26 protein-coding genes and 3 pseudogenes are annotated in these 24,460 nt (G+C 69.4%); 19 read left to right on the top strand and 10 right to left on the bottom strand.

What is annotated here, in order from left to right; genetic code table 11:
* Window positions 1-49: 49 nt before the first annotated feature.
* From WMF34_RS38130 to WMF34_RS38110, 5 genes and pseudogenes are all read left to right on the top strand, one after another.
* Entirely contained in the window at window positions 50-268 is a 219-nt protein-coding gene (locus tag WMF34_RS38130) for a tyrosine-type recombinase/integrase (protein WP_437994692.1), read from the top strand.
* Window positions 269-500: 232 nt separating this feature from the next.
* Window positions 501-632 (top strand): annotated as a pseudogene (locus WMF34_RS38125) (JAB domain-containing protein); the annotation flags it as partial.
* 281 nt (window positions 633-913) lie between these two features.
* Window positions 914-1,138 carry an addiction module protein gene (locus tag WMF34_RS38120; RefSeq protein ID WP_437990872.1) on the top strand — a complete coding sequence of 75 codons (225 nt, stop codon included), beginning with the start codon at window positions 914-916 and terminating at the stop codon, window positions 1,136-1,138.
* 37 nt (window positions 1,139-1,175) lie between these two features.
* The gene (locus tag WMF34_RS38115) at window positions 1,176-1,544 is read left to right on the top strand and encodes a type II toxin-antitoxin system RelE/ParE family toxin (RefSeq protein ID WP_437994691.1); all 369 of its coding nucleotides are present in this window, start codon (window positions 1,176-1,178) and stop codon (window positions 1,542-1,544) included.
* Window positions 1,441-1,689 (top strand): annotated as a pseudogene (locus tag WMF34_RS38110) (JAB domain-containing protein); the annotation flags it as partial. The gene WMF34_RS38115 and the pseudogene WMF34_RS38110, both read left to right, overlap by 104 nt.
* A gap of 286 nt (window positions 1,690-1,975) precedes the next feature.
* On the opposite strand, the gene WMF34_RS38105 reads toward WMF34_RS38110, so the two are convergent.
* Window positions 1,976-2,326, bottom strand: coding sequence for a type II toxin-antitoxin system VapC family toxin (locus WMF34_RS38105; RefSeq protein ID WP_437990871.1), 351 nt, complete (start codon window positions 2,324-2,326; stop codon window positions 1,976-1,978).
* Window positions 2,327-2,427: 101 nt separating this feature from the next.
* Window positions 2,428-2,682: a hypothetical protein gene (locus WMF34_RS38100; RefSeq protein WP_437990870.1), complete on the bottom strand. Its 255-nt coding sequence runs from the start codon at window positions 2,680-2,682 to the stop codon at window positions 2,428-2,430.
* A gap of 257 nt (window positions 2,683-2,939) precedes the next feature.
* On the opposite strand from WMF34_RS38100, the gene WMF34_RS38095 reads away from it, so the two are divergent.
* The gene (locus WMF34_RS38095) at window positions 2,940-3,164 is read left to right on the top strand and encodes a hypothetical protein (RefSeq protein WP_437990869.1); all 225 of its coding nucleotides are present in this window, start codon (window positions 2,940-2,942) and stop codon (window positions 3,162-3,164) included.
* Between the two features lie 480 nt (window positions 3,165-3,644).
* Here the strand turns inward: WMF34_RS38095 and WMF34_RS38090 are convergent, their stop codons facing one another.
* Window positions 3,645-4,448: an SDR family oxidoreductase gene (locus WMF34_RS38090; RefSeq protein ID WP_437990868.1), complete on the bottom strand. Its 804-nt coding sequence runs from the start codon at window positions 4,446-4,448 to the stop codon at window positions 3,645-3,647.
* 188 nt (window positions 4,449-4,636) lie between these two features.
* Between WMF34_RS38090 and WMF34_RS38085 the strand changes: the two genes are divergently transcribed.
* From WMF34_RS38085 to WMF34_RS38065, 5 genes and pseudogenes are all read left to right on the top strand, one after another.
* Window positions 4,637-5,032: a winged helix-turn-helix transcriptional regulator gene (locus WMF34_RS38085; protein WP_012240105.1), complete on the top strand. Its 396-nt coding sequence runs from the start codon at window positions 4,637-4,639 to the stop codon at window positions 5,030-5,032.
* Between the two features lie 1,081 nt (window positions 5,033-6,113).
* Window positions 6,114-6,437, top strand: coding sequence for an RNA recognition motif domain-containing protein (locus WMF34_RS38080; protein WP_012240103.1), 324 nt, complete (start codon window positions 6,114-6,116; stop codon window positions 6,435-6,437).
* Window positions 6,438-6,763: 326 nt separating this feature from the next.
* Window positions 6,764-6,946: a hypothetical protein gene (locus tag WMF34_RS38075; protein WP_044966793.1), complete on the top strand. Its 183-nt coding sequence runs from the start codon at window positions 6,764-6,766 to the stop codon at window positions 6,944-6,946.
* A gap of 55 nt (window positions 6,947-7,001) precedes the next feature.
* A pseudogene (locus WMF34_RS38070) lies at window positions 7,002-7,175 on the top strand (tyrosine-type recombinase/integrase); the annotation flags it as partial.
* 231 nt (window positions 7,176-7,406) lie between these two features.
* Window positions 7,407-8,630: an MFS transporter gene (locus tag WMF34_RS38065; protein ID WP_012240102.1), complete on the top strand. Its 1,224-nt coding sequence runs from the start codon at window positions 7,407-7,409 to the stop codon at window positions 8,628-8,630.
* Window positions 8,631-8,639: 9 nt separating this feature from the next.
* Here WMF34_RS38065 and WMF34_RS38060 read toward each other — a convergent pair whose 3' ends face one another.
* Window positions 8,640-9,437, bottom strand: coding sequence for an alpha/beta fold hydrolase (locus tag WMF34_RS38060; protein WP_012240101.1), 798 nt, complete (start codon window positions 9,435-9,437; stop codon window positions 8,640-8,642).
* 315 nt (window positions 9,438-9,752) lie between these two features.
* Window positions 9,753-10,730 carry a nucleotidyltransferase domain-containing protein gene (locus WMF34_RS38055; protein ID WP_437990867.1) on the bottom strand — a complete coding sequence of 326 codons (978 nt, stop codon included), beginning with the start codon at window positions 10,728-10,730 and terminating at the stop codon, window positions 9,753-9,755.
* Between the two features lie 555 nt (window positions 10,731-11,285).
* Between WMF34_RS38055 and WMF34_RS38050 the strand changes: the two genes are divergently transcribed.
* The 4 genes from WMF34_RS38050 to WMF34_RS38035 all read left to right on the top strand — a co-directional run bounded on the left by WMF34_RS38050 (window position 11,286) and on the right by WMF34_RS38035 (window position 14,935).
* Window positions 11,286-11,777, top strand: a complete 492-nt coding sequence (locus WMF34_RS38050; protein WP_437990866.1) for a DoxX family protein — start codon at window positions 11,286-11,288, stop codon at window positions 11,775-11,777.
* A 97-nt stretch (window positions 11,778-11,874) separates the two neighbouring features.
* On the top strand, window positions 11,875-12,513 hold the full coding sequence (locus tag WMF34_RS38045) for a glutathione S-transferase family protein (RefSeq protein WP_012240098.1): 639 nt from the start codon (window positions 11,875-11,877) through the stop codon (window positions 12,511-12,513).
* Window positions 12,510-13,487: an endo alpha-1,4 polygalactosaminidase gene (locus WMF34_RS38040; RefSeq protein WP_437990865.1), complete on the top strand. Its 978-nt coding sequence runs from the start codon at window positions 12,510-12,512 to the stop codon at window positions 13,485-13,487. The genes WMF34_RS38045 and WMF34_RS38040 overlap by 4 nt, the downstream gene beginning before the upstream one ends.
* A 575-nt stretch (window positions 13,488-14,062) precedes the next feature.
* Complete coding sequence (locus WMF34_RS38035; RefSeq protein WP_437990864.1) at window positions 14,063-14,935, top strand: class I SAM-dependent methyltransferase; 873 nt, start codon at window positions 14,063-14,065, stop codon at window positions 14,933-14,935.
* An 8-nt stretch (window positions 14,936-14,943) separates the two neighbouring features.
* Here WMF34_RS38035 and WMF34_RS38030 read toward each other — a convergent pair whose 3' ends face one another.
* From WMF34_RS38030 to WMF34_RS38010, 5 genes are all read right to left on the bottom strand, one after another.
* A complete protein-coding gene (locus tag WMF34_RS38030; RefSeq protein WP_437990863.1) occupies window positions 14,944-15,078 on the bottom strand; it encodes a hypothetical protein in 135 nt (44 codons plus the stop codon).
* Window positions 15,079-15,245: 167 nt separating this feature from the next.
* Window positions 15,246-17,426: a penicillin-binding transpeptidase domain-containing protein gene (locus tag WMF34_RS38025; RefSeq protein ID WP_437990862.1), complete on the bottom strand. Its 2,181-nt coding sequence runs from the start codon at window positions 17,424-17,426 to the stop codon at window positions 15,246-15,248.
* Between the two features lies 1 nt (window position 17,427).
* A complete protein-coding gene (locus tag WMF34_RS38020) occupies window positions 17,428-17,808 on the bottom strand; it encodes a BlaI/MecI/CopY family transcriptional regulator (protein WP_044969989.1) in 381 nt (126 codons plus the stop codon).
* A 224-nt stretch (window positions 17,809-18,032) separates the two neighbouring features.
* Window positions 18,033-18,956, bottom strand: a complete 924-nt coding sequence (locus WMF34_RS38015; RefSeq protein ID WP_049876496.1) for a formylglycine-generating enzyme family protein — start codon at window positions 18,954-18,956, stop codon at window positions 18,033-18,035.
* 197 nt (window positions 18,957-19,153) lie between these two features.
* Window positions 19,154-19,780, bottom strand: coding sequence for a hypothetical protein (locus tag WMF34_RS38010; RefSeq protein WP_437990861.1), 627 nt, complete (start codon window positions 19,778-19,780; stop codon window positions 19,154-19,156).
* A 611-nt stretch (window positions 19,781-20,391) separates the two neighbouring features.
* Here WMF34_RS38010 and WMF34_RS38005 point away from each other — a divergent pair.
* The 4 genes from WMF34_RS38005 to WMF34_RS37990 all read left to right on the top strand — a co-directional run bounded on the left by WMF34_RS38005 (window position 20,392) and on the right by WMF34_RS37990 (window position 24,440).
* Window positions 20,392-21,066, top strand: coding sequence for an HAD hydrolase-like protein (locus WMF34_RS38005; RefSeq protein WP_437990860.1), 675 nt, complete (start codon window positions 20,392-20,394; stop codon window positions 21,064-21,066).
* 334 nt (window positions 21,067-21,400) lie between these two features.
* Window positions 21,401-22,399 (top strand): hypothetical protein, encoded by a 999-nt coding sequence (locus WMF34_RS38000; protein WP_437990859.1) that lies wholly within the window; start codon window positions 21,401-21,403, stop codon window positions 22,397-22,399.
* Entirely contained in the window at window positions 22,389-23,573 is a 1,185-nt protein-coding gene (locus WMF34_RS37995; protein WP_437990858.1) for an alpha/beta hydrolase family esterase, read from the top strand. Before WMF34_RS38000 ends, WMF34_RS37995 begins: the two co-directional genes overlap by 11 nt.
* A 177-nt stretch (window positions 23,574-23,750) precedes the next feature.
* A complete protein-coding gene (locus WMF34_RS37990; RefSeq protein WP_437990857.1) occupies window positions 23,751-24,440 on the top strand; it encodes a tRNA-uridine aminocarboxypropyltransferase in 690 nt (229 codons plus the stop codon).
* The last annotated feature ends 20 nt before the right edge of the window (window positions 24,441-24,460 follow it).

Raw genomic sequence — 24,460 nt, 5'->3', positions numbered from 1 at the left:
TACGTTCTTCCATGACCCTTCTCGGGACTACAGGGTGCTACTATTCACGATGTGCGCCCCAGTTCCTGCCGGACGCGCGGAGGGGCTCGCCAAACGCGAGGCATCGCGTACGCTCCGCCACAGCTTCGCGACACAGCTGCTCCAGACGGGGACCGATATCCGAACGATTCAGATCGTGTTCGGCCACAGGGATGTGCGGTTCACGACGGCCTGTGCCTACATCGTTAACCGCGGCCCTCGCGGTGTCATCAGTCCTCAGGGTCGCTGACCACCGCCTCCACATGGAGCGCTCTGACCTCCGCCCCCACCATGTCGTGCCGCCACCATGCATCGTGAAAAGATAGCGTATCCGACGGCTACCCCGTCTTGTCAAGGAGACCAGCACAGGCGCACGCGGGCTCCACCGCGTACGACCGCGCGAACAGGCCCTCGAAGCCTGTCCTCCGAGCCGAGGAAGTGGCCCCGCAACGGCCCGGTCAGTCATCGACCTGACACTTGATGGCCGCCCGACGCCGACCCGCGAGGAAGAAGCGATGACCCTGGAGCTGCGCCACCTCGGCTCGGAGCTGGAGGTCCCGCTCAAGGCCCACGTCATCGTCACGCCCAGCGGCCGCTACGCCGCCTTTCACGAGGTTGTCCTCGCGGCGCGCTGCGCCCCGCCCCTGCGCATCCAGCGCGCCACCTCCCACGCCTCACCCCGGCCGGGAGCTCCGCGAGCCCGGGCAGCGGCAGATGCGCTGGAGCACGCGGAGCAACCGACCGTGGCTTGGCTAGCCCGAGCTCGATCAGGCCGCTCCGTGCCTGCGCCCTGCGCCACGCCAGTCAACGTCGGCCATCGCCGTCGTCGCGGCATCTCCTCGCCGATGGGGAAGCGCGCCTGGGCAGCCTCCGCGCCGCGCGGTACAATCCCCCCGTGAACCTTCCCGAGCTGGAAGCCGAAGCCCTGAAGCTGCCCGTCGCGGAGCGCGCACGTCTCGCAGAGACGCTTCTGGAAAGCCTGGATGAGCTCTCCGAGGAGGAGCACAGGCGCCTCTGGACCGAGGAAGCGACGCGCCGGGACGCAGAGCTCGACGCAGATCCGTCCCGGAGGCGACCGGCCGAGGACGTCTTTCGTGACGCCTGCGCGCGGCTCCGGTGACGCTCCCGGTCATCTTTCACGACTGGGCTGAGTCGAGCTGAACGAGGCCGCCGCCTACGACGCTCGGGCGCGTCCTGGCCTTGGTGACACCTTCGTCACCGAGGTTCAAGGCGCAGTCGATGCCCTGGCTGCGTCACCGCTCGCGGGGAGGGCTGTGGAGAACGATGTTCGCTGGTGGCTCGTGCGGCGATTCCCCTACAGCGTGCTGTACCGGGTACGCGACGATCACATTCGTATTCTCGCGATTGCACATCAGAAGCGGCGGCCCTTCACCTGGCGCGGGCGCCAGCAATCCGGCTCGGCGCCTGCTCGCCCGCGGTTCCGACGACGCCCTCTACGTCGGCCGCTCGACCGTCCTGCGCACGGCGCTGGACATGGCCGCCCACAGCTTCGTCCTGGCCCATAACCACCCGAGCGGCGACCCGACGCCGACCCGCGAGGACGAAGCGATGACCCTGGAGCTGCGCCACCTCTCCGCGGAGCTGCACGTCCCGCTCAATGCCCACGTCATCGTCACCCCCAGCGGCCGCTACGCCGCCGTCCACGAGTAGACCCTCGCGGTGCGCTGCGCCCCTGCGCATCCAGCCCGCCACCTCCAGCGCTCTACCCCCGCCCGCATCTCCGTAGCCTCCGGCAGCCGCACAATAAGCTGGAGCACGCGGAGCGAAAGGCCGTGGCTTGGTTCTCCCAACCTCAGTCGGGTCACTCCGCCTCGTGGCCGGGGACCGTCGCCTCTCACGACGAGCGGCGCGTCCAAGCGCGCTTCGAGCGGATCGTCCGGCAAGAAAGGCGTGGTCGCGCGGACAGAGCTCACGCCGGACGAAGCCCTGTCAGGGGTCAAAGAGTGACTTCGGGTGGATCTGGAGGGATCACGATGCGCGGCGAGCTCGGAGCGGTAAGCCGGAGGAAGTCCGAGCCGTTGAACGTCACGAGCGCATCCGCGCCGGCATGCTCGGCAGCCACGAGGTGCAGGGCATCGAAGAGGACGCCGGAAGAGAGCAGGCGATCGGTGCACCGCTGCATCGCCTCGTCGTACACGGCCGGATCCACAGGGCGGACGTCGTACACACTCCGGACCCGACGGACGACTTGCAACGCCTGCTCCGGGCTCGCTCGCGCCGGCTTCGGCAGGCGGGTGAGCACGGACCAGAGCTCCGCGAGGGCGTGCCAGGTGGCCAGGCCGCTCACCCGTCCCTCGGCCACCGCGTCGATTCAGACGACGGCGTGACCGTGGAGCGGATGCGCCCGGTGCAGTCCGGCGACCAGCACGCTCGTATCGAAGGCGAGCTTCACGAGTCTCCCTGGATCCGGTTCGCTCGTGCATCGCGATCGGGGCGATGGTCGAACACTTCCGCCGGCATGGTGGCGTCAGCGTCGACGAGCAGCAGGCCGTGCCGCTCGGTCAAGGTGACGCCCTCACGTCGAGCTGGATGATCTGCATCAGGGACGTCGCTGGCGGCCTCGTGCGCGACCAGCTCGATCACGCGAAGCCGATCGGTGACAGGGAGGGCGCGGATGGCGGCGACGATCTGCTCGACGGTCATGCCCGGCAGGATGCCATCCCCGCAGCTAGGAAGGAAGTCGCGCGCCCGACGTGCGACCTCGACGTGATGGCACGCGAGAAAGGCGCTCGCGAGTTCGGGCGGTGGGCGCCACCCGACCGCTGCGACGTCCAAGGCGGGAGGACTGTGACTCGCGTACGCGCTCAGGGAGACGACAGCCGGCCGGCCTCGGGAGCCATGCTCGCTCGCTATCCTCGGGGATCACCTCGGTGGTACAGTCGGTCAGGAGCCCGACGCCGATGCGTGATCGCCAAGCCGAACGAACAGCGGCTGAACCCTCCGACGCCGAGAAGAGCTGGGATCAGCGGATTCTCGAAAGAGTCCCCTCCGGCGTTGATGCATCGCTCATCGCCGAGAACCTGCGCTTGACTCCCACCGAGAGAGTCGAGCGGATGCGCAAGGCACTGGAGTTCATCGAGGAGGCGAAGGCAGCCCATGGTCACCAACTTTCGGCGCGTCGTTGAAGCGCTCATCGGTGAGCATGTCGATTTCGTGAGCATCGACGGGCTCGCGGGTAATTCAAGGCGGACTTCGAGCGACGCGTGCGCTCCTGCACGGCAGGAGGCACGGCAGGAGGATCGGAGGTCGGCTCCGCTGGATCTGGCAAGGAGCTAGGATGTCGGCCGGGAGCGAGCGTCGGGCGAGAGAGGGCACCCCGCCGGAACGACACCCCGCCTCGCGGGGGACCGGCGGCGAGCCCTTCCCGTGCGAGCGGTTTCTGCTAGACGCATAGTGCAGTTCGATGGTCGACACCTCGCCGCAAGCGGACGCACGCTACCACGAGCTGCTCCGGCGCATGCTTCCGGAAAAGCGGCTCGAGGCTGCTCCCTGAGCCCGCACGCGCGCCGCTCGCGGGCGCGACCCTCGGCCTGCACCCAGGCCCGATCGGGCTCAGCGGCTGCTCGGCGGGCGGGCATCGTGCCGAGTGGATCCGCTGTTTGCCGTCAAACGGTGGGCACAGTGCCCCCGTCGATCAGGTACTCGCTCCCATGGATGGACGCCGCCCTGTCGGAGGCGAGGAATGCGACGAGCTCCGCGACCTCTTCGGGCCATGCGGGACGCCCGATGGGGATACCACCGAGCGCGTTCATGATGCCCTGCCGGGCCGTGTCTTCATCCGTACCGGCCTGGTCGGCAAGGCGCTTCACCAGGGCGTCGGCTGCCGTCGTGCGGATCCATCCCGGGGCGATCGAGTTCACGCGGATGCCCTTCGGTCCCAGCTCCTTGGAGAGCGCCTTGCTGTACGTGGACAACGCGGCTTTCGCCGACGCGTACGCGATCGTCGCGTCGTGGAGAGGGAGCCGGCGCTGGATGGACGAAACGTGGAGGACGACCCCGGCGCCTCGCGCGATCATGTGCGGGAGGAGCGCGCGATCGAGACGCACGGCGGCCATGAGGTTGAGCGACAGCTCGTCGTGCCAGACGTCCTCGGTGAGCGACGCGAAGCCGCCGCCCGGCGCAGAGGAGCCGCCGACGGTGTGGACCAGGATGTCGATCCCGCCAAGCTCGCCCAGGACCGCGCGGACGACGGCGTCCACCCCTGCCACCGTGGTGAGGTCGGCCTGTACGAAGACGTTCGGCGACTGGCCTGCCGGGAGCGCGGAGCGCGCCGTGGTCGCCGTCACGGCGCCCGCCGCGCCGAGGCGGCGGACGATGGCCTCGCCCGCCCCCTTGGTGCCGCCTGTGACGAGCACGCGCTTGCCGGCGAACTCCTCGGGATCGATCGAGAATCTTCGGGGCGTGTTCATCCGTCGATCTCCGGGCGGGCGATCCGAGCTCGATCGAGCATGGCATCGACGCTCCGCGCGTTCTGCGCGGCGACGTCCCCTGCGAGCGGTTCAGGTACTTGCATGGGCGGTGATTCCTCCTGAGGGACGATGACTCGCGGCCCGGCGCGCGGGCCCCCTCGCACGCAAAGTTGGGCTAGGCTCATCGGGTGGCAAGAACGCACGAAAAGGTGGGGTACGCACCTGAAGGTGAGTACGACGAGCCGGCGACTCCCGAGATCGCCGCCGAGCGTGTCGAGCAGGCCCTCGAGCTCCTCAAGGGGCGCTGGAAGCTGGTGATCCTCTTCCGCCTCTTCGGAGGGAAGGTGCAGCGCTTCTCGGAGCTCGAGCGCGCCATCCCTGGCATCTCGCAGAAGATGCTGATCCAGCAGCTCCGGCAGATGGAGCGCGACGGGATGATCTGGCGCGTCACACACCCCGAGGTGCCGCCCCGGGTCGAGTACGGGCTCACCGAGTGGGGACAATCGCTCTGCCCGGCGCTGGACACGCTGCTGCGATGGGCAGCCAAACGCGGCGCGTCCTCTCCCGTCGATCCGCGTCCGTGATGGCTGCCCCGGTGGCGCTCGCCGAGGGCGAGTCGGAGTGACCGCGTCCGCGGACCTCCCCATCCATCCATGGAGCAGAACGAGGGGAACCTTGGCGCCTCCAGCTCGGAGGTAGTGGAGGCTGATGCCGTTCGTTTCGCAGACTCCACTTCGCCCGCGCCCTCACCCGCTCTCGGAGGTGGCCCCGATGAGCCCGATGAGCCGCGCCCCGCCGAGACGGCGGCCGAGCTGCCGACCGCGACCGGAGCCGCCCTCCTCGAGATGGTGCTGAGATGGTGCTCGGCCTGCCCGGCTCTGGCACTCGCGAAGAGCCAACCAGCCCGAAGCAGAGCTCGCACGCCGTGACGAGCTGCTCGCCGATGATCCGCAACGCCCCCGTGAGCCGCGTCGTTGACCCGGGCGGCACAGCTCGGCTCTCGGCGAATCGTGGCGGATTTCCGAGCGTCAACGCGTCGTGAACAGGTGGGTGGAACTGAGTGCGATGCCTGGCGAGCAGCACAATGCAGCCCTCGACCCGGTCAAGATGTGACTTGGGCGACGCGCGCGACGCGCGACGCGCGACGGGGCGCCGGGGAAGGGGAGCTGCGACAGACGGATGGGCTCGTCGAGATCGCGCGCAGAGCTCGCTAGCTTGTTCGCGGACAGCCGCCTCGCACGGTCTCCGGCCGCACTGCCCGCCGCGTCGCGGCGGGATCATCGGCGGGTTGCGCTGGGGCACAGCGGCCGGCTCATCGCTGATGAGCCGGCGCGGCGCTGCGCGGCCCCTCCGCGCTGAGGGTCGCAGGTTCGCCGCGAGCCGCTGCGGGGGGGGGGGAACGAAAAAGATGCTGTTCCGCTTGCATATCGCGTTGTAGCGGAGTAGAGTGCCGTTTCCTCACGACGTCACTGGCTCTCGACACGATGCTTTCTCTCTCCCTTTCATGAGGGAGGCTATTGCTCGCGCGGATGACTGGACGACGCACCGTGTGCTTGCGCAGGTTTCGCTGCGCGGCACCTTACCGTTCGATCCGTAGCGGCTTCATCGAATGGCAGGCGGAAGAGCGCTCGCGAGCGCGTCTAGAAGCCGTGAAAGCAACGTGTCATGGGTAATCGTCTTTACGTCGGCAATCTTTCGTACAACACCTCGCGCGAGTCCCTCGAGGCCGCGTTCGCCGGCAGCGGTGAGGTCCGGGAGGTCGCGATGCCGACCGACCGCGAGACCGGCCAGCCGCGCGGGTTCGCGTTCGTCACGATGGGCTCGGCCCAGGAGGCGAACAGCGCGATCTCGCAGCTCAACGGCATGATGCTCGATGGGCGCTCGCTCAAGGTGAACGAGGCGCAGGAGCGCCCGGCCGGCGGCGGCGGCGGCGGCGGGCGCGGCTTCGGCGGTGGCGGCGGGCGCGGCGGCGGCCGCGATCGTTACTGAATCGCTCCGTTCGTTCGATCGACATAGGGCGGCGGACCCCCGAAGGTCCGCCGCTTTTTTTTGGGCTTATCGATAGAGCTCGCGGGTGAGCCAGTCGCCGGATTCAGGCAGATCGCCGAGCGCGTTGCAGAGGGCGACCTTGCGTGCTCGCACGTCCGGAATCAATGGGTTTTTCCGGTGAGGGTTCACGCTTGTTGTCGAGTCTCTCCCTGGACCGTGAGCGGATGCGCTTCGTGCACCGAACCGGCCCAGGTGGAGCTCCCGACGACCGCGGAGCTCGCGTCAACCAACACGCCCGTCCAGGGGCGTCCTGAGATGGAGTCATCATGCAACGACAGACCGCGTTGAAGCGACAGAAAGAGCGCGCTCGTATCGAGAAGCAGCGCGAGAAGACGGCGAGCCGCCTCGAGCGCCGCAATGACAAGCCGTCCAGCGTCGCCCTGGCGCCGGGAGAAGATCCGGATCTCGCGGGCATCGTCCCGGGGCCTCAGCCGCAGATAGTCGACTGAGGCCCGCGGCCGAGGGGAGCCTGCCGGCCGAGGGCGACGTCACCTCGGCGGTCCAACCCACCTGCACGAGGCGGGCACCGATATCCGGACGATTCAGACATTGCTCGGCCACAAGGATGTGCGGACCACGATGATCTACACCGACATCGTCGACCGCGACCCTCTCGGCGTGCTCAGCCCGCCCTCGCCGATGCCCGTCAGCCGAGCCCGCCCTCGACGTCCGTTTTGACATACGCGTGTCCTTGATGACGGATGCTGCCCTTGCTGCGCCAGCAGCGGGCGTGTGCTGCGCGTGTGCTGCTGGAGCAGCAGGCAGCGGGAGGCGCGGCGACGAGGCGGTCGCCATGGCCCTGCTCCGGCTCGGGAGCGTGGCTTGCAAGGCGCCCGCGCGGCAGCAACCCTCGGTTCGGCTCAGCGGACGAGCGCGCCGATCGACCGGTCGCTCGCCTCGGTTCGCGTGATGACATCTTCGCCGCCTCTCCCCCAGCGTTATCTCCTCGGCTTCATGGTGCTCGGCCTGCTCGCGGGCTCGAGCAACGGCGTGGCCAAGGTGGTCCTGCCGCTGTATGCCGCCTCGCTCCACGCCTCCCCCTGGCAGATCGGCCTGGTCGGCGGCCTGCAGTTCACCGGCATGCTGCTGCTCTCGATGCCTGTCGGAGGCTTGATCGACCGCCACGGCAGCCGGCCGCTGTTCCGCTTCGGCGGCCTCGCGGGCGCGGCGCTGTACCTGATCGGCTTCACCCACATGGATCGGCCCTGGCAGCTCATCGCGGGCGTGGTCCTCTTCGGGCTGCTCAACCCGTTTCGCATGGTCGCGACCCAGACCGAGTTTCTTCACCTGCTTCCTCGCCTCGGCCCGCGCAAGGCAGGCTGGCAGCGCGCGTCCCACTCGCTCGGCATGTTCTTCGTAGGCCCGATGCTCGGCGCGCAGCTCCTCGGCCTGCTCGGCTACACCGGCGTGTTCGTGGTGACCGGCCTCGGGCTGCTGGCGACGGTCTTCGTCGGCGATCGCGTGCTCTCCGGCGCTCCCCCCGGCCGCGGGCGCTCGGCCACGCCGCTCCTCGAGCGCCTGCGCGGGCAGGTCGGGATCATCCTGTCTCGCCGCGAGCTGCGCCAGAGCATGCTCATCGAGCTGTGTGGTCAGATGGCGATGTCCTACTTCGCCGTGTTCGTCGTGTTGATCGGGATCCGCGAGTTTCACCTCTCGGTGCCCCAGGCCGCGACCCTCGTGACCCTCCAGGGCGCCGTGTTCGTGCTGACCTTGCTCCTCGCCGGGGGCGCCCTGGCGCCGCTGCGCGACGCTGCCCGCTACGCGATCGCCTTCTCGCTGCTGCTCGCGACCGAGCTCCTGCTGGCTTTCCCCCTCGGCGTCGCGTCGCTGTGGATCGGGGCGGTCTTGCTCGGGCTCGGGCTGGGCGTGCAGCACCTCACGAGCGTCAATCGCTTCGCGGCGCTCACCGCCGAGCTCGGCCGCGGCCGGGTGGGCGGCCTGTTCTCCCTCTCGGGACCGGCCGGGGGCCTGATCGGCGCGGTGGCGGGCGGCTCGCTCGGCCAGCGCTTCGGCCTGTTCAGCGGCTTTCGCGTGCTCGCGGCGCTCTATGCGGTGCTGATGGTGTGGCACGGGCGCGGCGTCCTGACCGAGAACGCCCAGCCCGTCGCGCTCGCCGAGGGCGAGCCGGAGTGACCGCAGCAGCTACGCCAGCTCGCGCAAGAACGACAGGACCACCTCTCCCAGGCGCTCGGGTCGTTGAAACGGAAGGCCGTGGCCGGCGTCGTGTACCTGTTCGATCCGTACGCGTGGGTTGAGACCCCGCAGCTCCGTTGCCATCTCGAGCGTGACGACGGGGCTGTCGTCACCGATGACGAGCAGGCTCGGGACGTCAATCGCGCTCACCACGTCGCGGTACGCGGGGTTGGGCGGCGTGAGAACGTCGAGCGCGTCCATGCGGGTCTTCAGCCTCGCCTCGGCTTGCAGCTCGATGAGCTCGAGCGAGCGACGCGGGTCTCGGGCTCGGGCCTTCGCAACGAGGTCCGACTTCTGCAAGGCGAGGGCCTGGCGGTGTTGCTCGGCGACGTCGCTCGCGTGCACCTCGCGCTGGCGCTCGGGGCTCAAGAACGTCGGGTCGACAAGGATGAGGCCGCGGAGGACCCCCGCCCCTCGGCTCGCCACCACCGCGGCGGTCATGCCGCCCATCGAGTGGCCGAGCAGGACCGGACGAGAGAGCGAAAGGCCGCGGATGAGGCCCACGACGTCGCTCGCGTGATCGTCGTACCGGTATCCGTGGGGCGGCGCGCTCGATCCGCCGTGCCCTCGGGCGTCGGGCATGACGACGTCGAACTCCCCTTCGAGCGCCCGCGCCAGGGGAGTCCAGCAGGCGCCGCTCCCCATCAATCCATGGAGCAGGACGACGGGAACCTTGGCGCCTCCCGTTCGAAGGTAGTGGATGGTGATGCCGTTCGTTTCGCAGACTACGCTGATCCAGGTCGTCATGGAACTGTCCCTGCCTGCCGCAGCTTCGCACGTGTGATCTCTCCCGTCGCGCATTCGACAGGCCTCGCCAGCAGGAGGCCACGCCGTCGTTGAGGTCGGCGACGTAACCGTCGAGCGACATGGACATGATTGCGACGACCTTCGACATTGCGATGCTCCTCTGGAGGGTGGAGGCTGCGCTCAGGGGATAGGAAAGAGTACCATGGAAATCGACGCTGCGACGCTTTGGAGGGCGGACGCGGCTTCTGCCGCGTGTGGGTGTGCGCAGCGCACCCGCGCGTCGGTCAGCAAGCCCTCGTTGGGCGGAGCTCCGTGTCAGTCGTCCGGCACGGGGACCCTCTCGGAGTCCCACTCGAAGAAGCCCCGTGCGCGGATGGTGCGGTCAGCCAGCGCTCGCGCTGCGAGCTGGCGCTCCTCGATCGTGGAGACCCCGAAGAAGCGACGCGCCGCCTCGGCGACTTCACGGTCGCTGCGCTCGAGCTCAAGCAGCAGGTTCTTGTTCCCCGGCACCGTCCCGCGCTCGGCGCGGAGGTGGTACCGGAGCATCTCCATGACCGCCTCACCGAGCAACGCGCTGGCCATGTCGGGATCGCGCTCCACGATGTCCTCGCCGTCTTCCAGGAGTGTCGCCGCGGAATAACGAGCGAACGCGTCCTCATCCGGAGTGAGCACGGCGCGCTTCTTCAGCCACTCGGCGGCCTCCTCCCGCAGGCCGTCGATCGCTTGGCCGCCGAACACAGGGAAGCCGGTGGCGATCATGTGCGCCGCGGAGGGGCGACCGAGCTCGTGCTCGCTGGCGAAGTACGCTCGAATTGCGCGTGCCGGGTTGACGAAGATCTCGACCGGAACGTCGCCGAACCACCGCTGTAGACGCTGCTTGTACGGACGCTCCTGTACGACGAAGATGTCGAGGTCGCTGCTTCGATCCCCTGCGCCACGGACGACCGACCCCGCGGCGACGATCGCCCGCGGTTCGAAGGTCTCGAATACAAACGCGACGACCGCGCGGAGCGCTGTTGCATACCTCGGCGGGAGGTCGGGCCAGCTGCACATGGCAAGTTTGTCGGGGCTCATTTTGTTCTCCGAGGTCGTCTCATCTGCCCGCCCAACGACCTGCGGCTCGGCTGCGGAGCCGGATCTCTGGACACGGGGAGGCACGTCAGCAAAAATGGCACGTCTGGCGGAGAGCGCAGCCGAAGCATCGCTCGGCGAGCGCCGTGAAGTCGGGCACGGCAAAGGGAAGACCTCCCTCGCGCGAGAACAGGTCTTCGAAGAGCCGCGCAGGCGGAACAACATAGTTGCCAAAGGTGATGCTCACATCGCCTCCGCCTTGAAGGCCAAACTCGGATCGAGCGGGACGAGCAGATGAGAATAATACATGCTCATGGATTGCCTCGCGGTCCTGGGAGCCCTCCGTGAACGAGTCGCCGCGCATCCATGGAGGGCGACCCGTACGACGAAGCTGAGGCTCGAAAATGGTCATCAGCAGCCTGCGCACCGCGCAGTCAGCCGTGCTGCGCGGCATATCTTTGCGTTCTTGCCGCGGTGCCCGATCACCGTATTCATCGCTGCGCCCACGCATCGTGGAAATTTAGCGTATCCGGCGGCTGCACCACCTTGTCAAGGAGACCAGCGCCGGACCGTGCGGGCGCTCCACCGGGCGAAGGCGGGGCTCGTGCCGAGGGCGGCGAGCGGCGCGCCCGCGTTCGCGCGGTGTCGCCCCGCGCCGGAGGGCGGCCACCGGGCCGGGCGCCCGGTCAGGGGCGGCGCGGCGATTTTTTTTCAGGCGACCGATGATTCCTGGCGGGGCCGGGGGTCTACGGGGTGAATCCCAGCACGGAGGCACCCATGACCGCGATCTCCACCAGCATCCATCATCGTGACCAGGATCTCACCACCGGGCCCCGGGCCGAGGCGCCGACCAGCGCCGCGGCCCCCGGCGCGGCGCCGTCCAGGCGAGCGCTGTGGGCGGGACGCGTCCTGAGCGGGCTGGGCGTGCTGTTCTTGACGTTCGATGCCGCGGTGAAGGTGCTGCAGCTGTTCCCCGCGGACGCAGCCACGGCCCAGCTCGGATTCCCGGCCAGCCTCGTCCCCACCCTGGGCTACCTTCAGATCGCTTGTCTGGTGACGTACCTGATCCCGCGCACCGCGGTGCTCGGCGCGGTTCTGTGGACCGGTTACCTGGGCGGCGCGATCGCGATCCACGTGCGGGTCGGGAGCCCGCTCTTCAGCCACACGCTCTTTCCGATCTACATCGCCGCGCTCCTCTGGGCGGGGCTCTGGCTGCGCGACCGCCGCGCGCGCGCGCTGCTCGCGAGCCCGGCGTCGCTCGGCCGATGAGCTTCACATGGGCTTCCCGCCTCCCCGCCTTCATGGTCAGATCGGGCCGCGGCCTGCCCGCCTCTCGAACCATGGATCGCGAGCAAGGAGACCATCGATGATCAAGGTCTACAACTTCGCGCGCGGGGCCCGCGGCCTGCGCGTGATGTGGCAGTGCGAGGAGATGGGTGTGCCCTACCAGGTCGAGATGGTCTCGTTTCCGCCGAGCGAAGCGTACCTCGCCCTGCACCCGCTCGGCACCGTGCCGTTCCTCGAGGATGAGGGCGGCGTGGCGATCCACGAGTCTGTCGCGATGATGCTCTACGTGGCGCAGCACTACGGGCCCACGCCCCTCTTGCCCGGCAAGGGCGATCCGGCGCTCGCGCGCGTGCTGCAAATGGCCGTGTTCGGCGAAGCGACCCTCGGGGCAGCCGTCAATGCGCTGCTGACAGCACATTTCGGCGCGCCGGAGGCGGACAAGCGCAACTGGTCGGTCCGCGCGCACGAGGCGAGCGTCGAGAAGGCCTTGCGCTTCACGGCCGACATGCTCGGCGACATGCCTTTTCTCGCCGGCGAGGGCCTCACGCTCGCCGACATCTCCGTGAGCACCGCGATCGGAATCTATCGCGGCGCGCTCGGCAAGACGCTGCCCGACGAGCTCGTCGCCTACCAGGAGCGGATCGCCGCGCGGCCGGAGTACCAGCGCGCGCGCGCGAGGTGCCGCGAGCTCCGGAGCGACGGAGGAGCGCCATCATGAATCGATCGTGGCCCGCCGTGGTCAAGTCGTTGATCTTCGTCCTCGCGGCAGCGCACGTCGCGTGCGGCGACGCCGGCGTGGATCCGGACGGGGCAGGGGGCTCGCGCCCGGGCTCGCCCGGCAGCTCGGGCACGCCGGCGTCGACGTCCACCTCATCGACGTCCGCCTCATCGACGTCCGCCGGCGGGGGCCCCGGCGTCTGGATCCCGGCGCTCGAGACGTCGTGGCACTGGATGATCGACCATCCCCTGGACCTGGACGACCCCAGGGACATGGGCCTGGTCGATCCCACGGGAGCGCCCATCGAGTCGCCGCCTCCCACGGTCTACGACCTCGACTGGGAGTTCACGCCGGCCGAGACGGTGGCCGCGCTGCACGCGAAGGGCGCCAAGGTCATCTGCTACGTCGACGTCGGCGCGTTCGAGGACTATCGGCCAGACGCCGGCGACTTCCCGGAGTCGGTCAAAGGCAACCCGGACTACCACTGGGAGGGCTCGTTCTGGCTCGACATCCGGCAGATCGATGTCCTCGGGCCGATCATGCAGGCCCGGTTCCAGGTCTGCAAGGACAAGGGCTTCGACGCCATCGAGCCCGACGAGGTCGACGGTTACGCCAACGACTCCGGGTTCCCCCTCCGCTATGAAGACCAGATCGCCTACAACGTGTTCATCGCGGATCTCGCCCACTCGATGGGCATGTCCGTGGGGCTCAAGGGCGACATCGAGCAGGCGGAGGACCTGTGGCCGTACTTCGACTGGACGCTGAACGAGCAGTGCTTCGAGTATGAAGAGTGCGAGATCCTCGTCGATACCTTCCTGGCGAACGGCAAGGCCGTGTTCGAGGTGGAGTACGACGATCCGTTCTCCGGTCACATGACCGACAGGTCGCTCTTCTGCGAACAGGCGAACGCCTGGGGCTTCAACAGCATGGAGATGCCGCTCGACCTCGACGGCGGCCGGTGGCCCTGCCGGTGACCCGCGGCCTTCCGAGCACCCGCATCATCGCCTTGCTGGTGAGCTGGACGTAGGCCTGGAATCTCGAGGTCCACCGGGCTTCTTCCTGGTGCCCTCCGCCGCGCCGCCGCGCGCGCGGGCCGTCGCGGAGCGCGGTGATGACGAGCTCCCGGAACGCCGAGGGCGTCCGCGCGGCGCGCCTTCGTCCCGCAAACAATCGGCCGTCGCCGTCGAAAACGGGACGCTCCTCAAAACGCGCGAGATGCGTGATGGACGTGCTCCCGAGCGCTCCCGAGCGTCACCGACGGTCAAATCATAACAATTTTTCGACCGCCACGGGCGTCAATATCAAGCCTGTCGAGGGTGATTTGCGTCATGCCGTTGGGTATGACAGCTATTCCTCGGAACGTCGGATGTGGGCTTCTCGGGGGGAGGGGCAGTCTGGCGGGGGGCGCGTCGCAGTGCGATACAGACCGCACAGGCGTGCCGGGGGTACATCAATGAGCAATGAGAATTGTGCGATACGGGTTGGGCAAGCGGATGTCCAGGCCGTCAGGTACGTTCACAAACCGAACACCACGCGCGAGCTGAGGGGCGTGGCTGGCGATGACGCCGCGGTGGCCGCCGCCGCGGGCTGGGCCATGCGCGACGCGGTCGGGGTCCAGGCCACGCTCAGCTGGCTCAAGAAGTACCCCGGGCAGAAGCGGCGCGCGGAGATCTGCTTCCATGACGATCTGCGCGCGTACGGCTGGATCACGGCCAGTGATCGTCCGCGGCTGACCTGGGATGGGAGCAACGCGCTCGATGTGCTGTCCCGCACGATCGGCGCGGACAGGACGAGCGAGACGGTGCGGTTCCTCCACCAGCACGCCACCATCGACGCGAACAGCCGCGTGCTCGACGTGGGCTGCTCTATGGGGCACATCCTGCGGAGCGTCGCGGCGCGGCGGCCGCTCCGCGCGGTCGGCGTCGACAATGATCTGTTCGCGCTCCACGTCGCAGCGCTCAGCAAGAGCGGGCCGCTGTCGGCGCGGGAGCCGGAGTGGTGGTGCGCGAACGCTGTACGCCTGCCCTTCGGCGATGGCGAGTTCACGCACGGGCTCTCCTTCGCCACCCTGAATCACCTGCCGGTGCGCGCGTCGCTCCGGGAACTCGCGCGCGTCATCCAGCCCGGCGGTCAGCTCATCGCCAGCGTGGAAGGCGAGGGGTTCTGGCGCTACAAATGGAGGCTGGGCGATCCCATTCGTCGCATTCACCTGATGCGCGAGCGCCTGGGCGGCGCGGTCCTGCTCTACGCGGACTGGCAGCGGATCCCCGTGCTCAGGCGGCTCTCCCGGCGGGTCTATTTCTCCATGGCCGACCTCAAGCAACTGCTCCCGGAGGCCGGCTTCGCGATCGAGCGCTGCGAGGCGCTCTGGGAAGAGCAGGGGGCGCCCTGGGCGATCGGGATCGCCGCGCGACGCAAATGAGGCTCGTATCAGGCTGATCTCGGCGCTTCCTCCTCGTCGAGCCCGCCGACACGACGAGCCGCCAGACAACGCGCAGCGCGCCTGGAGGTGGTAGCCAGCCCCGAATTCTCCGGATCGGCGATGCTGTCCTTCTGCAAGATCACGCCGAAATCGTTCGGGACGGCCCAGCGCAGATCCCGGTCGATGTGGGCGAGGTGGATGTAGGGGACCGGCAAGCTCGTGCTCGCTCCGGGTCACCTCGGATCCGTCACCCGGAACCTTGGCACCGGCAACCGGAGAGCGGCCGCACCCGGAACCTTTGCACCACCAATCAGCGCCCGAGCGCCCGCGCGGTGATGCGCGCGAACACCGGCCCCGCCACCTTGCCGCCCGTCGCGTCCTCCGCGGCGACCACCGCGCCGACGAGGATGACGAAGCGCGGCTGCTCGGCCGGCGCGACCCCGATGAAGCTCGCGTAATTGCGCGGCTCGCCCGCCGCCGATCGCTCGTCCGTGGTGCCGGTCTTCCCGGCGACCCGCACGCCTTGCACACGCGCCGCTTTGCCCGTCGCCTGCTCGTCGCTCACGGCGCGCTCCAGCATGCCCATCACCGCCCGCGCCGTCTCCGGGCGGAGCAGGCGCTCGTTCTCCGGGTGGTGCTCGAAGCGGACGCCGCCGTCCGCGCCCCGGGCGCGCCGGGCGAGCGTCGGCGCATTGAAGACGCCATCATTGGCGATCGCGGCATACGCGGCGGCCATCTGCAGCGGGCTGGCCATCGCGCCGCCATGGCCCGATGCCAGGAACACGCCGAGGAGCGAGCCGTCCGCGATGACCGGAGGGATCTCGCCGACCGGCGCGCCGCGGAGCTGGATGCGCATCGCCTCGCCGAAATGAAAGCGCCGGAGCCAGCGCCCGAGCGCCGCGCCGCCCAGCTTGTCGAAGATCCGCGAGGCCCCGATGTTCGACGAGCGCACGAGGATCTGCGGCACGTCGAGCCACTCGTTCGGGCTCGCGTCGCGGAGGACTTCCTTGCCATAGCTCCGCGCGCCCTTGTCGCAGAAGAACCGGTCGGTCACCGCGATGGCCCCCTCGTCGAGCGCGGCCGCGATGGTGAGCGACTTGATGGTCGAGCCGCTGACGCGCGGCGCCGAGGCGGTGCTCGGATCATGGATGGCCAGGACCTCGCCGGTCCTTGGATCGAGCACGATCGCCGTGGCGGCGACAGGGCGCCATTCGTCCGCCATCCGCTTCATCTCTTCCTCGACGATCGCCTGGATGTCGCGATCGATCGTGAGCTCCAGGCGATCGGCCGGGGCGCCCAGTACAGAGGCGACCTCCGCGGTCAGGTGGGCCAGAGAGGCCGGCGTGGAGCCAGCAACGGCGGAGGTAGAGGTCGGAACGGACGAGCCCGCTGGTGCAGGAGCGACCGGCCCCGACTTCCCGGACGGATTGGCCGGATTGGCCGCCACAGCCGCGGCAGGTCCTTCCTTGCCGGCGGTGACGCACGCCACCACCCCGAGCAGCGCCGCGGCCGACGCGGTGATTGCAACGCCCCGCGCGGCCGACGTGCGCAGAGACCCCGCCCGCGGTCGCACGATGGCCTCGACCCGCGCCAAGAGCTGCGAGGGCTCCGCCATCCCGAGCGCTCCGCCCGGCACCTCACGGAGCCGCGCGGCGCTCGTCGCGATGGCCAGCAGGTGCTCGGCATATTCGGTCGGCCGCGCCCCGCTCGCCAGGACCCGCTCGTCCGCCGACAGCTCGCGCTCCATGCGAAGCCTGCGCGCCGCGAGCCACACAAGCGGGTTGAACCAGTGCATTGCACAGGCGAGCTGCCCCACGATCTGGGCAAGACAATCGCGCTGCCGAACGTGCGCCAGCTCGTGCAACAGCACGGCCCGCCAGCGCGCCTGGCTCCACTCGAGCGCCCCCCGCGGCACCAGCACCACCGCCGAAAAGACCCCGGTCACCGCCGGCACATCGATCTCGGAGCTGACGCACACGCGGGCGTTCATGCGCGCTTCGCCGAGGGTCGCCGTGATCGCGGGAAACGAGAGCGGGGTTGCGCGCCGGGCGATCCCATGCGCCTTGGCGAGGCCATGGGCGAGGCGAGCGAGCACCGCAAATGCCCCGAGCGCCCACACGGCAAGGAGCACCGGGCCCCACGGAAAGGATTGCTTTGCCGGCGCGACAGGCGCGGACGGAGCCTGCATTACGGCGTGGGAAACAGGCTCGACGGAGGGCGGGGCAATGGCATCCCCGATGGGCTCGGCGAATGGTCTACCCGCGTCCGCGGCGCCAAGCTCGGCGACCGGCAGCACGCGCCACGCCGGAACGAGCCGCGAGGCGACCGGCACCAGCGCCGCGGCCGCGAGCCCGAGCACCAGCACGAGCCGGCGCGTGGAGGCCGGCGCGCGGCGGAGCAGCGGCATCACCGCGAGGGCGAGCCCGAGGAGCACGGCGCCCCGCGCGGCATCGACGAGGAACGGTAGCAAGCTCATCTCGATCGGGCTCATCTCAACCCCCTTCTTTCTTGGCGCGCTCGATCACCTGGGCGATGCGATCCAGCTCTTCCCGCGATAGCTTGGACTTCGACGTGTCGACCAGCGCGGTGACCGCTTGCTCGACCGAGCCTCCAAAGAACGTCCGCACGACCTGCGCCAGCGCGCTCCTGCGAGCCTCGCTGGGGGCCGCGACCGGCGTGTAGACGTAGCGTTGCCCTTCCTCCACGTGCTTGACGTGCCCGCGCTCCTCCAGCAGGCGCAGCAGCGCGCGGACCGCGGAGTAGCTCGGCGGATCCTCGAGGTTGTCCTTCACCTCGTGCGCGGTCGCGCGCCGCAGGCGGTACAAAATGTCCATGATCTCGCGCTCTCGGCGCGTGAGCGGCGGCTTCGGCATGACGTCCATCCGTAGCCTGGTGCTAAGAATTTAGCAAGCATCGCATGCTAATTTCTTAGCACGTGCGATGCGACCCGGAGCGCCCAGCCGCCCGGCCCAGCCTCGACCCCGCGTAGCGCAGGCGGCCCCGGCGGTGCGCGGCGTCACGGCCGGAGCTCCGACCTCCTACGAGCTGAAGATCCTGCTCGAGAGAAACGGCAACAGGCCGGTGACCGACAGGCTGGCTAAGGGTTTCTGGCGCAACGCGACCCGATGTTGCTTCGGAGCTCGGGGTAGTAGACGTGGCGGGTGGCTGACCGAAGGGTCGGGGCGAGGTCGTCGTTGCTGCCGCTCCGGAAAGCCCGGTAGGAGCCTGCTGTCACGGCGGCGCAGTCATGGCATGGCATTGGGTACTGGACCGGGTCCCAGTCCAGCGTCCATTCCCACGCGTTCCCGCCCAGGTCGGACTGCCCCCACTTCCCGTCGCCTTTGGGCGACGTCGAGCCGACGTTCCGCAGGCTGCAGGTGCCGCCGCAGTAGGCCGCGTAGCTGTCATCGATTGCCGTAGAGGTCGCTGGTTTCGACCACGGATAGTACCTGTGCTCGCTGCCCCCGGAGGCCGCGTAGTTCCACTCCGCCTCTGTCGCCAGCCGTCCCCTGTCCCACGCACAGAAAGCGAACGCCGTGTACCAGTCCAGGCAGTTGATGGGCTTATTTTCGTCGCTCCCCGCCGTGTCCGTCCAGCTCTGGTGCACAAAGCAATTCAGGGCGTCTTTCAGGGCAGCCGTGTTCGGCGGCAGCTTGGTGTTCCACGCCGAGCTCCAGCCAGAGCCTGGGATCTTTGGATGTGCGCCCGCGCCATCCCCAGGCGGGCTGGCCTGCGTGCCCATGCCTGCGTTGACGAACGCCCGGAACCGGCCCACGGTGATCTCGTACTTGTCGAGGTAGAAGTCGCTCACCGTCGCCGTGTAGCTCCGGTCCAGATAGTCCACGCCGTCGTAGCTTCGAGCGAAGGTTCCGCCGGAGACCAGCAAGCTGTCGCAGCAGTCCTCGTTCTCCGATGGCCCGCAGGTCGCCGGCAGCCCGGTGCAACTTGGCGCCGTTCCAGCCCAAGCGCCCGCGTGGCCGCTGCTTCGATCCCCGGCGATCGTCTCGTCCGCTGCGATCATCTCCTCGTTTCCGCAGGTGCAACCTGCCGAGAGCAGCAGCCCGAAGAATGCGATGCAAACGGTGTGGCAAGGAGGGGCAAGCGAAATCATAGGTCACCCACGATGGTCAGATCCTGCTCTCCTCCGGAGCGCGCGCCACCACGCGTGGCGCGCGCCCGTCGACATCGCAGCTCGGTCTCCTTGGGCCTGTGCTCCGATCAGCCCCCGAAGAACGCCTTCGCCTGCTCTCCCAGCACGTTCTCGCCCTTCGGGCTGCTGGCGTGGCAGCCGTCGCTGACCTCGCCGGCGTCGTTGTTGAGGATGAACTTCCCGAGGTAGCTCATGTTCTCGTTGATGGTCGAGTCCTTGGCCAGCTCTTGCGCCTTCATGTCCGTCCAGTCGGCGCCGCCCGCTCCCGCGATGAAGCAATCGTGCCCAGCGTTGTAGACCGGCTGGCCCACGATGTAGATATGCGTGCCCGGGTTGACGTGCTGGCGCGCCGCGTTGACCATGTCACGGAGCTCCTTGTCGGTCGCCCGCTGCGACAGGATGCAGATCTGGACCATGATGGCTTTGACGACATCTTTCCCCCCGATCGACTCCATCTTCCGGTCGAAGAGCTGCCAGGAAGAGCTGTTCGGGTTGGTCCAGTTCTGGACCACCATGGCGCCCGTTTGATAGTTGTCCGCGTTCCACATGACCTTGCCGCCGACGCGCTTGTAGCCAGTGCCGATGTTGTTGGCCATCGAGCAGCCGGTGTACGCAACCGAGTTGTCGCCCGTTGGAGGCAGGCCGTCATCCCCGCCGCCCGTTCCGGGGTCGCCGCCCGTGCTCGTGCTGCTCACCGACGCTGGTCCGCTCGGGTCTGCGCCGCCGGTGCCGCCCCCGCCGGTGCCGGAAGCGCCGCTGGTAGCGCCGCTCGGGGCTCCTCCCGCGCCGGTCGTCCCCATTGTCGCTCCGGCAGAGCTGGAGCTTCCAGCGCCTGTCCCCCCGCTCGTCGAGCTTCCGGTCGTGGAAGCGCTGGTGCCCGTCGTCCCTCCGGTTGCTGCGCTCTCCGACTCCGAACCCTCGTTCGGGTCGACTTCTGAAGCGCAAGCTCCGAGGCTGAGCACGGCCATCCCAAGAGCGCAACGGACCACCAATCGGGAGGAAAGAACAGGATAGTTCATCGTCGTCACCTTCTGTTAGGGGGCGCTGGTCAGGACCTGCGGAGACCCTCGGCTCGCGTCCGACCCTCCTTGTTCTATTGCCGCTGCGACTCGCGTGAATAGACGGCGAGATCGCCGTCGCCCCCCTTGGACAGATCTGTCATCCCCCGCTCGTCGACCTGGAGAGCCGTCACGATGCCCACTCTCCGAGGGGAGCGTCACCGAAAAGTTCCGTTCGGTCTGACCTCGCGTCTGTGCCAGTTCGCGACCCTTGCCGCCGCCCCCTTCGGTGCCCTACGTGCGCCGCCATGCGCACGTTGTTTCTCGATCTCGACGGCACCTTGACGGATCCGGCCCCTGGCATCGCCGCCTGCTTCGTGCACGCGGCCCGTGTGCTCGGGCACGGCTCGATCGGCCTCGCCGAGGTGCGCCGCTTCATCGGTCCGCCGCTGCGCGAGGCGTTCGCCGAGATCCTGGCGACGCGCGACAACGTCCGTATCGAGGAGGCCGTGCGCGTCTATCGCGAGCGCTTCGGCACGCTCGGCCTGTTCGAGAACAGCGTGTATCCCGGTGTGCCAGAGGCGCTCGCGCAGCTCGGCCAGGCGGGCCACGGCCTCTGCCTCGTCACCAGCAAGGCGGCCGTCTATGCCGAGCGCATCATCGACCACTTCGGCCTTCGCTCGCACGTGCCCCGGGTCTACGGCGCCGAGCTGTCGGGCGAGCGCTCGACCAAGGCCGAGCTCATCGCGCACGCCCTGGAGCGCGAGTCGCTCACCCCCGCCGACGCGTGCATGATCGGCGACCGCGAACACGATGTCCTCGGCGCCAAGGCGCACGGCCTCGTGGCGATCGGGGTGACCTGGGGCTACGGGTCGCGCGCGGAGCTGGAGACTGCGGGCGCCGACCGCATCGTCGACACGCTGGAGGAGCTGGTGCTGGCGGTGCGTGCGCTGAGGGAGACTCGAGGCCGAGCGGCTCGATGAGTCCGCGGCTCCGCAGCGCCGGCCGTTGCGGACTGCGAGCGGCGGCAGCGCCATCATGACGAGCCGCGTGTGACGGAGCGGGCCGAGGAGGCGGTCTGCGAGAGATCGTGCCTCTCGTGATCCGCTTCACATGGAAAGCAACGTTATCTCAGGTCCATCCTCCACGTAGGAAAGCGGCTTCCGTCACACCACAGCCCCCTGCGGGCCCCCATGGGCTGCCGCTCGTCGCCCCTCCCCACGCCCGGGGGGTGTCGGGTTTGTCACTCCCCCCGCCGGTCTGTGTGGCGTTACTCTGTGGCGCGCAACGAGGCTTCTCGTCGATACGTATCAATTTATGACGGTAGAGCTGATTCATGCCATCGTTCGTCAGACCACCGTCCTCATCGCCCAGCTGGCGACCTCGGGCGGCTGGCGCGCACCCCTGGCCCAGCTCGCAGACCAGGTGTTCCAGGACCTGGTCACCGAGCTCGAGCGGCAAGGCGTCAGCCGCAAGGTGAGCGCCGACATGTTCGGCATGGGGCTCCGGACCTATCAGCGCCGCGTCCGGCGGATCACGGAGAGCTCGGTCGAGCGCGGCCGTTCGCTCTGGGAGGCCGTGCTGGACCACATCCGCCGCCGGGGGATCACGCCGCGGGCCGAGATCTTGAGGGCGTTCGCCGGCGAGGATGACGTCCTGCTCCGCGGGGTGCTCTTCGACCTCTGCGAGAGCCGCCTGATCTTCCAGGCGGGGCAGGGGGCTCAGGTGGTGTATCGCGCGGTGTCCGACGACGAGCTGGGCGCGCTGCGCGCGCTCCGCTCCGGCGAAGGCGTCGACGAGCTCGTCTGGGCGATCATCTACCGGGAAGGCCCGCTCGCGCGCGACGAGCTGCTTCAGCGGACGCACATCGAGCGCGCGGAGCTCGACGCCGCCCTGGGGCGCCTCGTGGAATCGGCGCGTGTCGAGCGGAGCGGGGAGGGCGCCGGGGCGACGTACAGCGCCGGGAGCCTCTATGTGCTGCTGGGCTCGCCCGTGGGGTGGGAGGCGGCGATCTTCGATCACTTCCAGGCGATGGTGAAGACCATCCTGTGCCGGCTGCGCGAGGATCGCTCCGCGCCCGGCCTCGGCGATCGCGTCGGGGGGAGCACCTATACCCTCGACCTGTGGCCCGGCCATCCGCACGAACAGCGGGCGTACGAGACGCTGGGGCGCCTGCGTGCCCAGCTGGTCGAGCTGCGCGAGCAGGTCGAGGCCTTCAACGCGGCGCACGAGAGGCCGGACAGGTACACGCAGGTCGTTCTGTACATCGGACAGTGCTTCATCCAGCAGGACAGCGGGGGCGGCGATGAGATCTAGGGTGGTCGTGACGGCGTGCCTCATCGCGGGCGTGACGGGCGGCGCGCTCCTCGGCTCGGCCTGCAGGGACATCGGGCCTCAAACGGGGAGCGAGACCAACTTTCTCAGGAGCTGTGATGCCAGCTGCGCGGACGGCCTCGCCTGCATCTGCGGCGTCTGCACGCGCGCCTGCTCTGTCGCCCGCGAGTGTACGGCGCTCGTCTTCGGCGCCGAGTGTGTGGCCGTGGCGGAGCGGCCTGCCGAGGCGGCCTGCGACGCGGCCGAGAGCGCCGCGTTCTGCGATATCTCCTGCAGCGGCGACGCCGACTGCGAGCCGCTCGGCGCGCCGTTCCGCTGTCAGGGCGGCTTCTGCCGGACGCCCGGCGAGGGCGAGACGGCGACCGCGTGCCCGGCGACGACGCTTTCGCCCGGCGACAACGAGCGCACGGTGACGGTCGGGGACACCACCCGAAGCTACGTCGTTCGCCTCCCCGCGAGCTACACGGGCGCGAGCCCCATGCCGCTGGTGCTCGATTACCATACGCTGGGCGGGACCCCGGCGGAGGAGGCCGAGGCCTCGGGGTACCGCGAGCTTGCCGAGGCCGAGGGGTTCATCGTCGCGTGGCCGCAGGGCATCGACGGCGCGTGGAACATCGGTCCGTGTTGCACGACGTCGCGCGACGTCGACGACGTGGGGTTCGCGCGCGCCCTGGTCCAGGAGGTCCAGAAGGAGGCGTGCGTCGATGTCAAGCGGGTCTATGCCGTCGGCGTCGCGAACGGCGGCGGGATGGCCTACCACCTGGCCTGCAACGCCGCGGACGTCTTTGCCGCGGTCGCTCCCAGCGCGTTCGACCTTCTGGCGGAGTCGGAGCAGCCCTGCCAGCCGTCGCGGCCTGTGACCGAGATCTCGTTCCGGGGTACCGCGGACTTGCTGGTGCCTTACGAAGGCGGGCCTCAGCAGGCGCCGAACGGCGCGAACATCACCTTCCTCGGAGCCGCCGGCACCTTCGAGAGGTGGGCCGAGCTGAACCGGTGCACGGGATCACCGAGCGCGGCGGACAGCGACGGTTGCTCGACGTACTCGAGCTGCGCAAGCGGCGCGGAGGTGACGCTGTGCACCGCGGAGGGCGGCGGCATGACCTGGGGGAGCCCCGAGATCGGGTGGGCCACGCTGAAGCGGCATTCGCTTCCTTGACACGGAGGCGGCCACCCAGGGATGTGCACGTGGCTATGTACTACGGCGCGCAGCCCGGGGCCGAGGATCGTCGCGCGGCGCGACGCCGGGGCCCCGCGATCACCCTCGGCGCTGTCCGGGGGCGGGGCCGTTTGACGGGGGCGGCCGGCGCGTGGGAGAACGCCCGGCCCGGACGCGATGACGTTCCTCCCGCTCCAGCCGCCCGATCTGCCCCCCATCCGCGCGCGCGGGACGCCGCGCTGCCGCGGCTGCGGCTTGCCGCAGGCGATGTGCCTCTGCGGCGCGCTGCCCCGGCTCTCCGTGCGCACGCGCGTCGTGCTGCTCACCCACCGGATCGAGCGCACGAGGAGCACCAACACGGGCCGGCTCGTCGCGCGCCTGCTCGAGGGCGCGGAGGTGCGCGTGCGCGGCGAGATCGCGCCGCGGCCGCGCCCGCCGCTGCCGGAGGGCCGCCGGCTCGTGCTCTTCCCGTCGCCCGAGGCGCGCGCCCTCACGCCAGACGACGCGAGCGGCGAGCCGGTGGTGCTGCTCGTTCCTGACGGCAACTGGAACCAGGCGCGCCATGCGGTCCACCGGGACGCCGACGCGCGCGGCGCCGAGCCGGTCACGCTGCCCGAGGGCGCGCCGAGCCGCTATGGCTTGCGCCGCGCGCCGCACGAGGGCGCCCTGTCGACGCTGGAGGCCGTCGCGCGCGCGCTCGGCCTGCTGGAGGGCGCGGCCATCGAGCGGCGCATGATGGAGGCGTTCGACGTGTGGGTGCACCGCGCGACGCGCGTGCGGCTCACCGGCAAGCTCGAGGAGGGCGCGGCGGTCCTGGGAGAAGATGAATCCGCCGGTGCCCGCGGGGGCACGGCGCCCGACGGATGAAGCCCGCGAGCGCTCGCCGC

The organism is Sorangium sp. So ce145 (genome assembly GCF_051525985.1).
Classification (GTDB): domain Bacteria; phylum Myxococcota_A; class Polyangia; order Polyangiales; family Polyangiaceae; genus Sorangium; species Sorangium cellulosum_B.
This window is presented reverse-complemented; position numbering and strand designations above follow the sequence as displayed.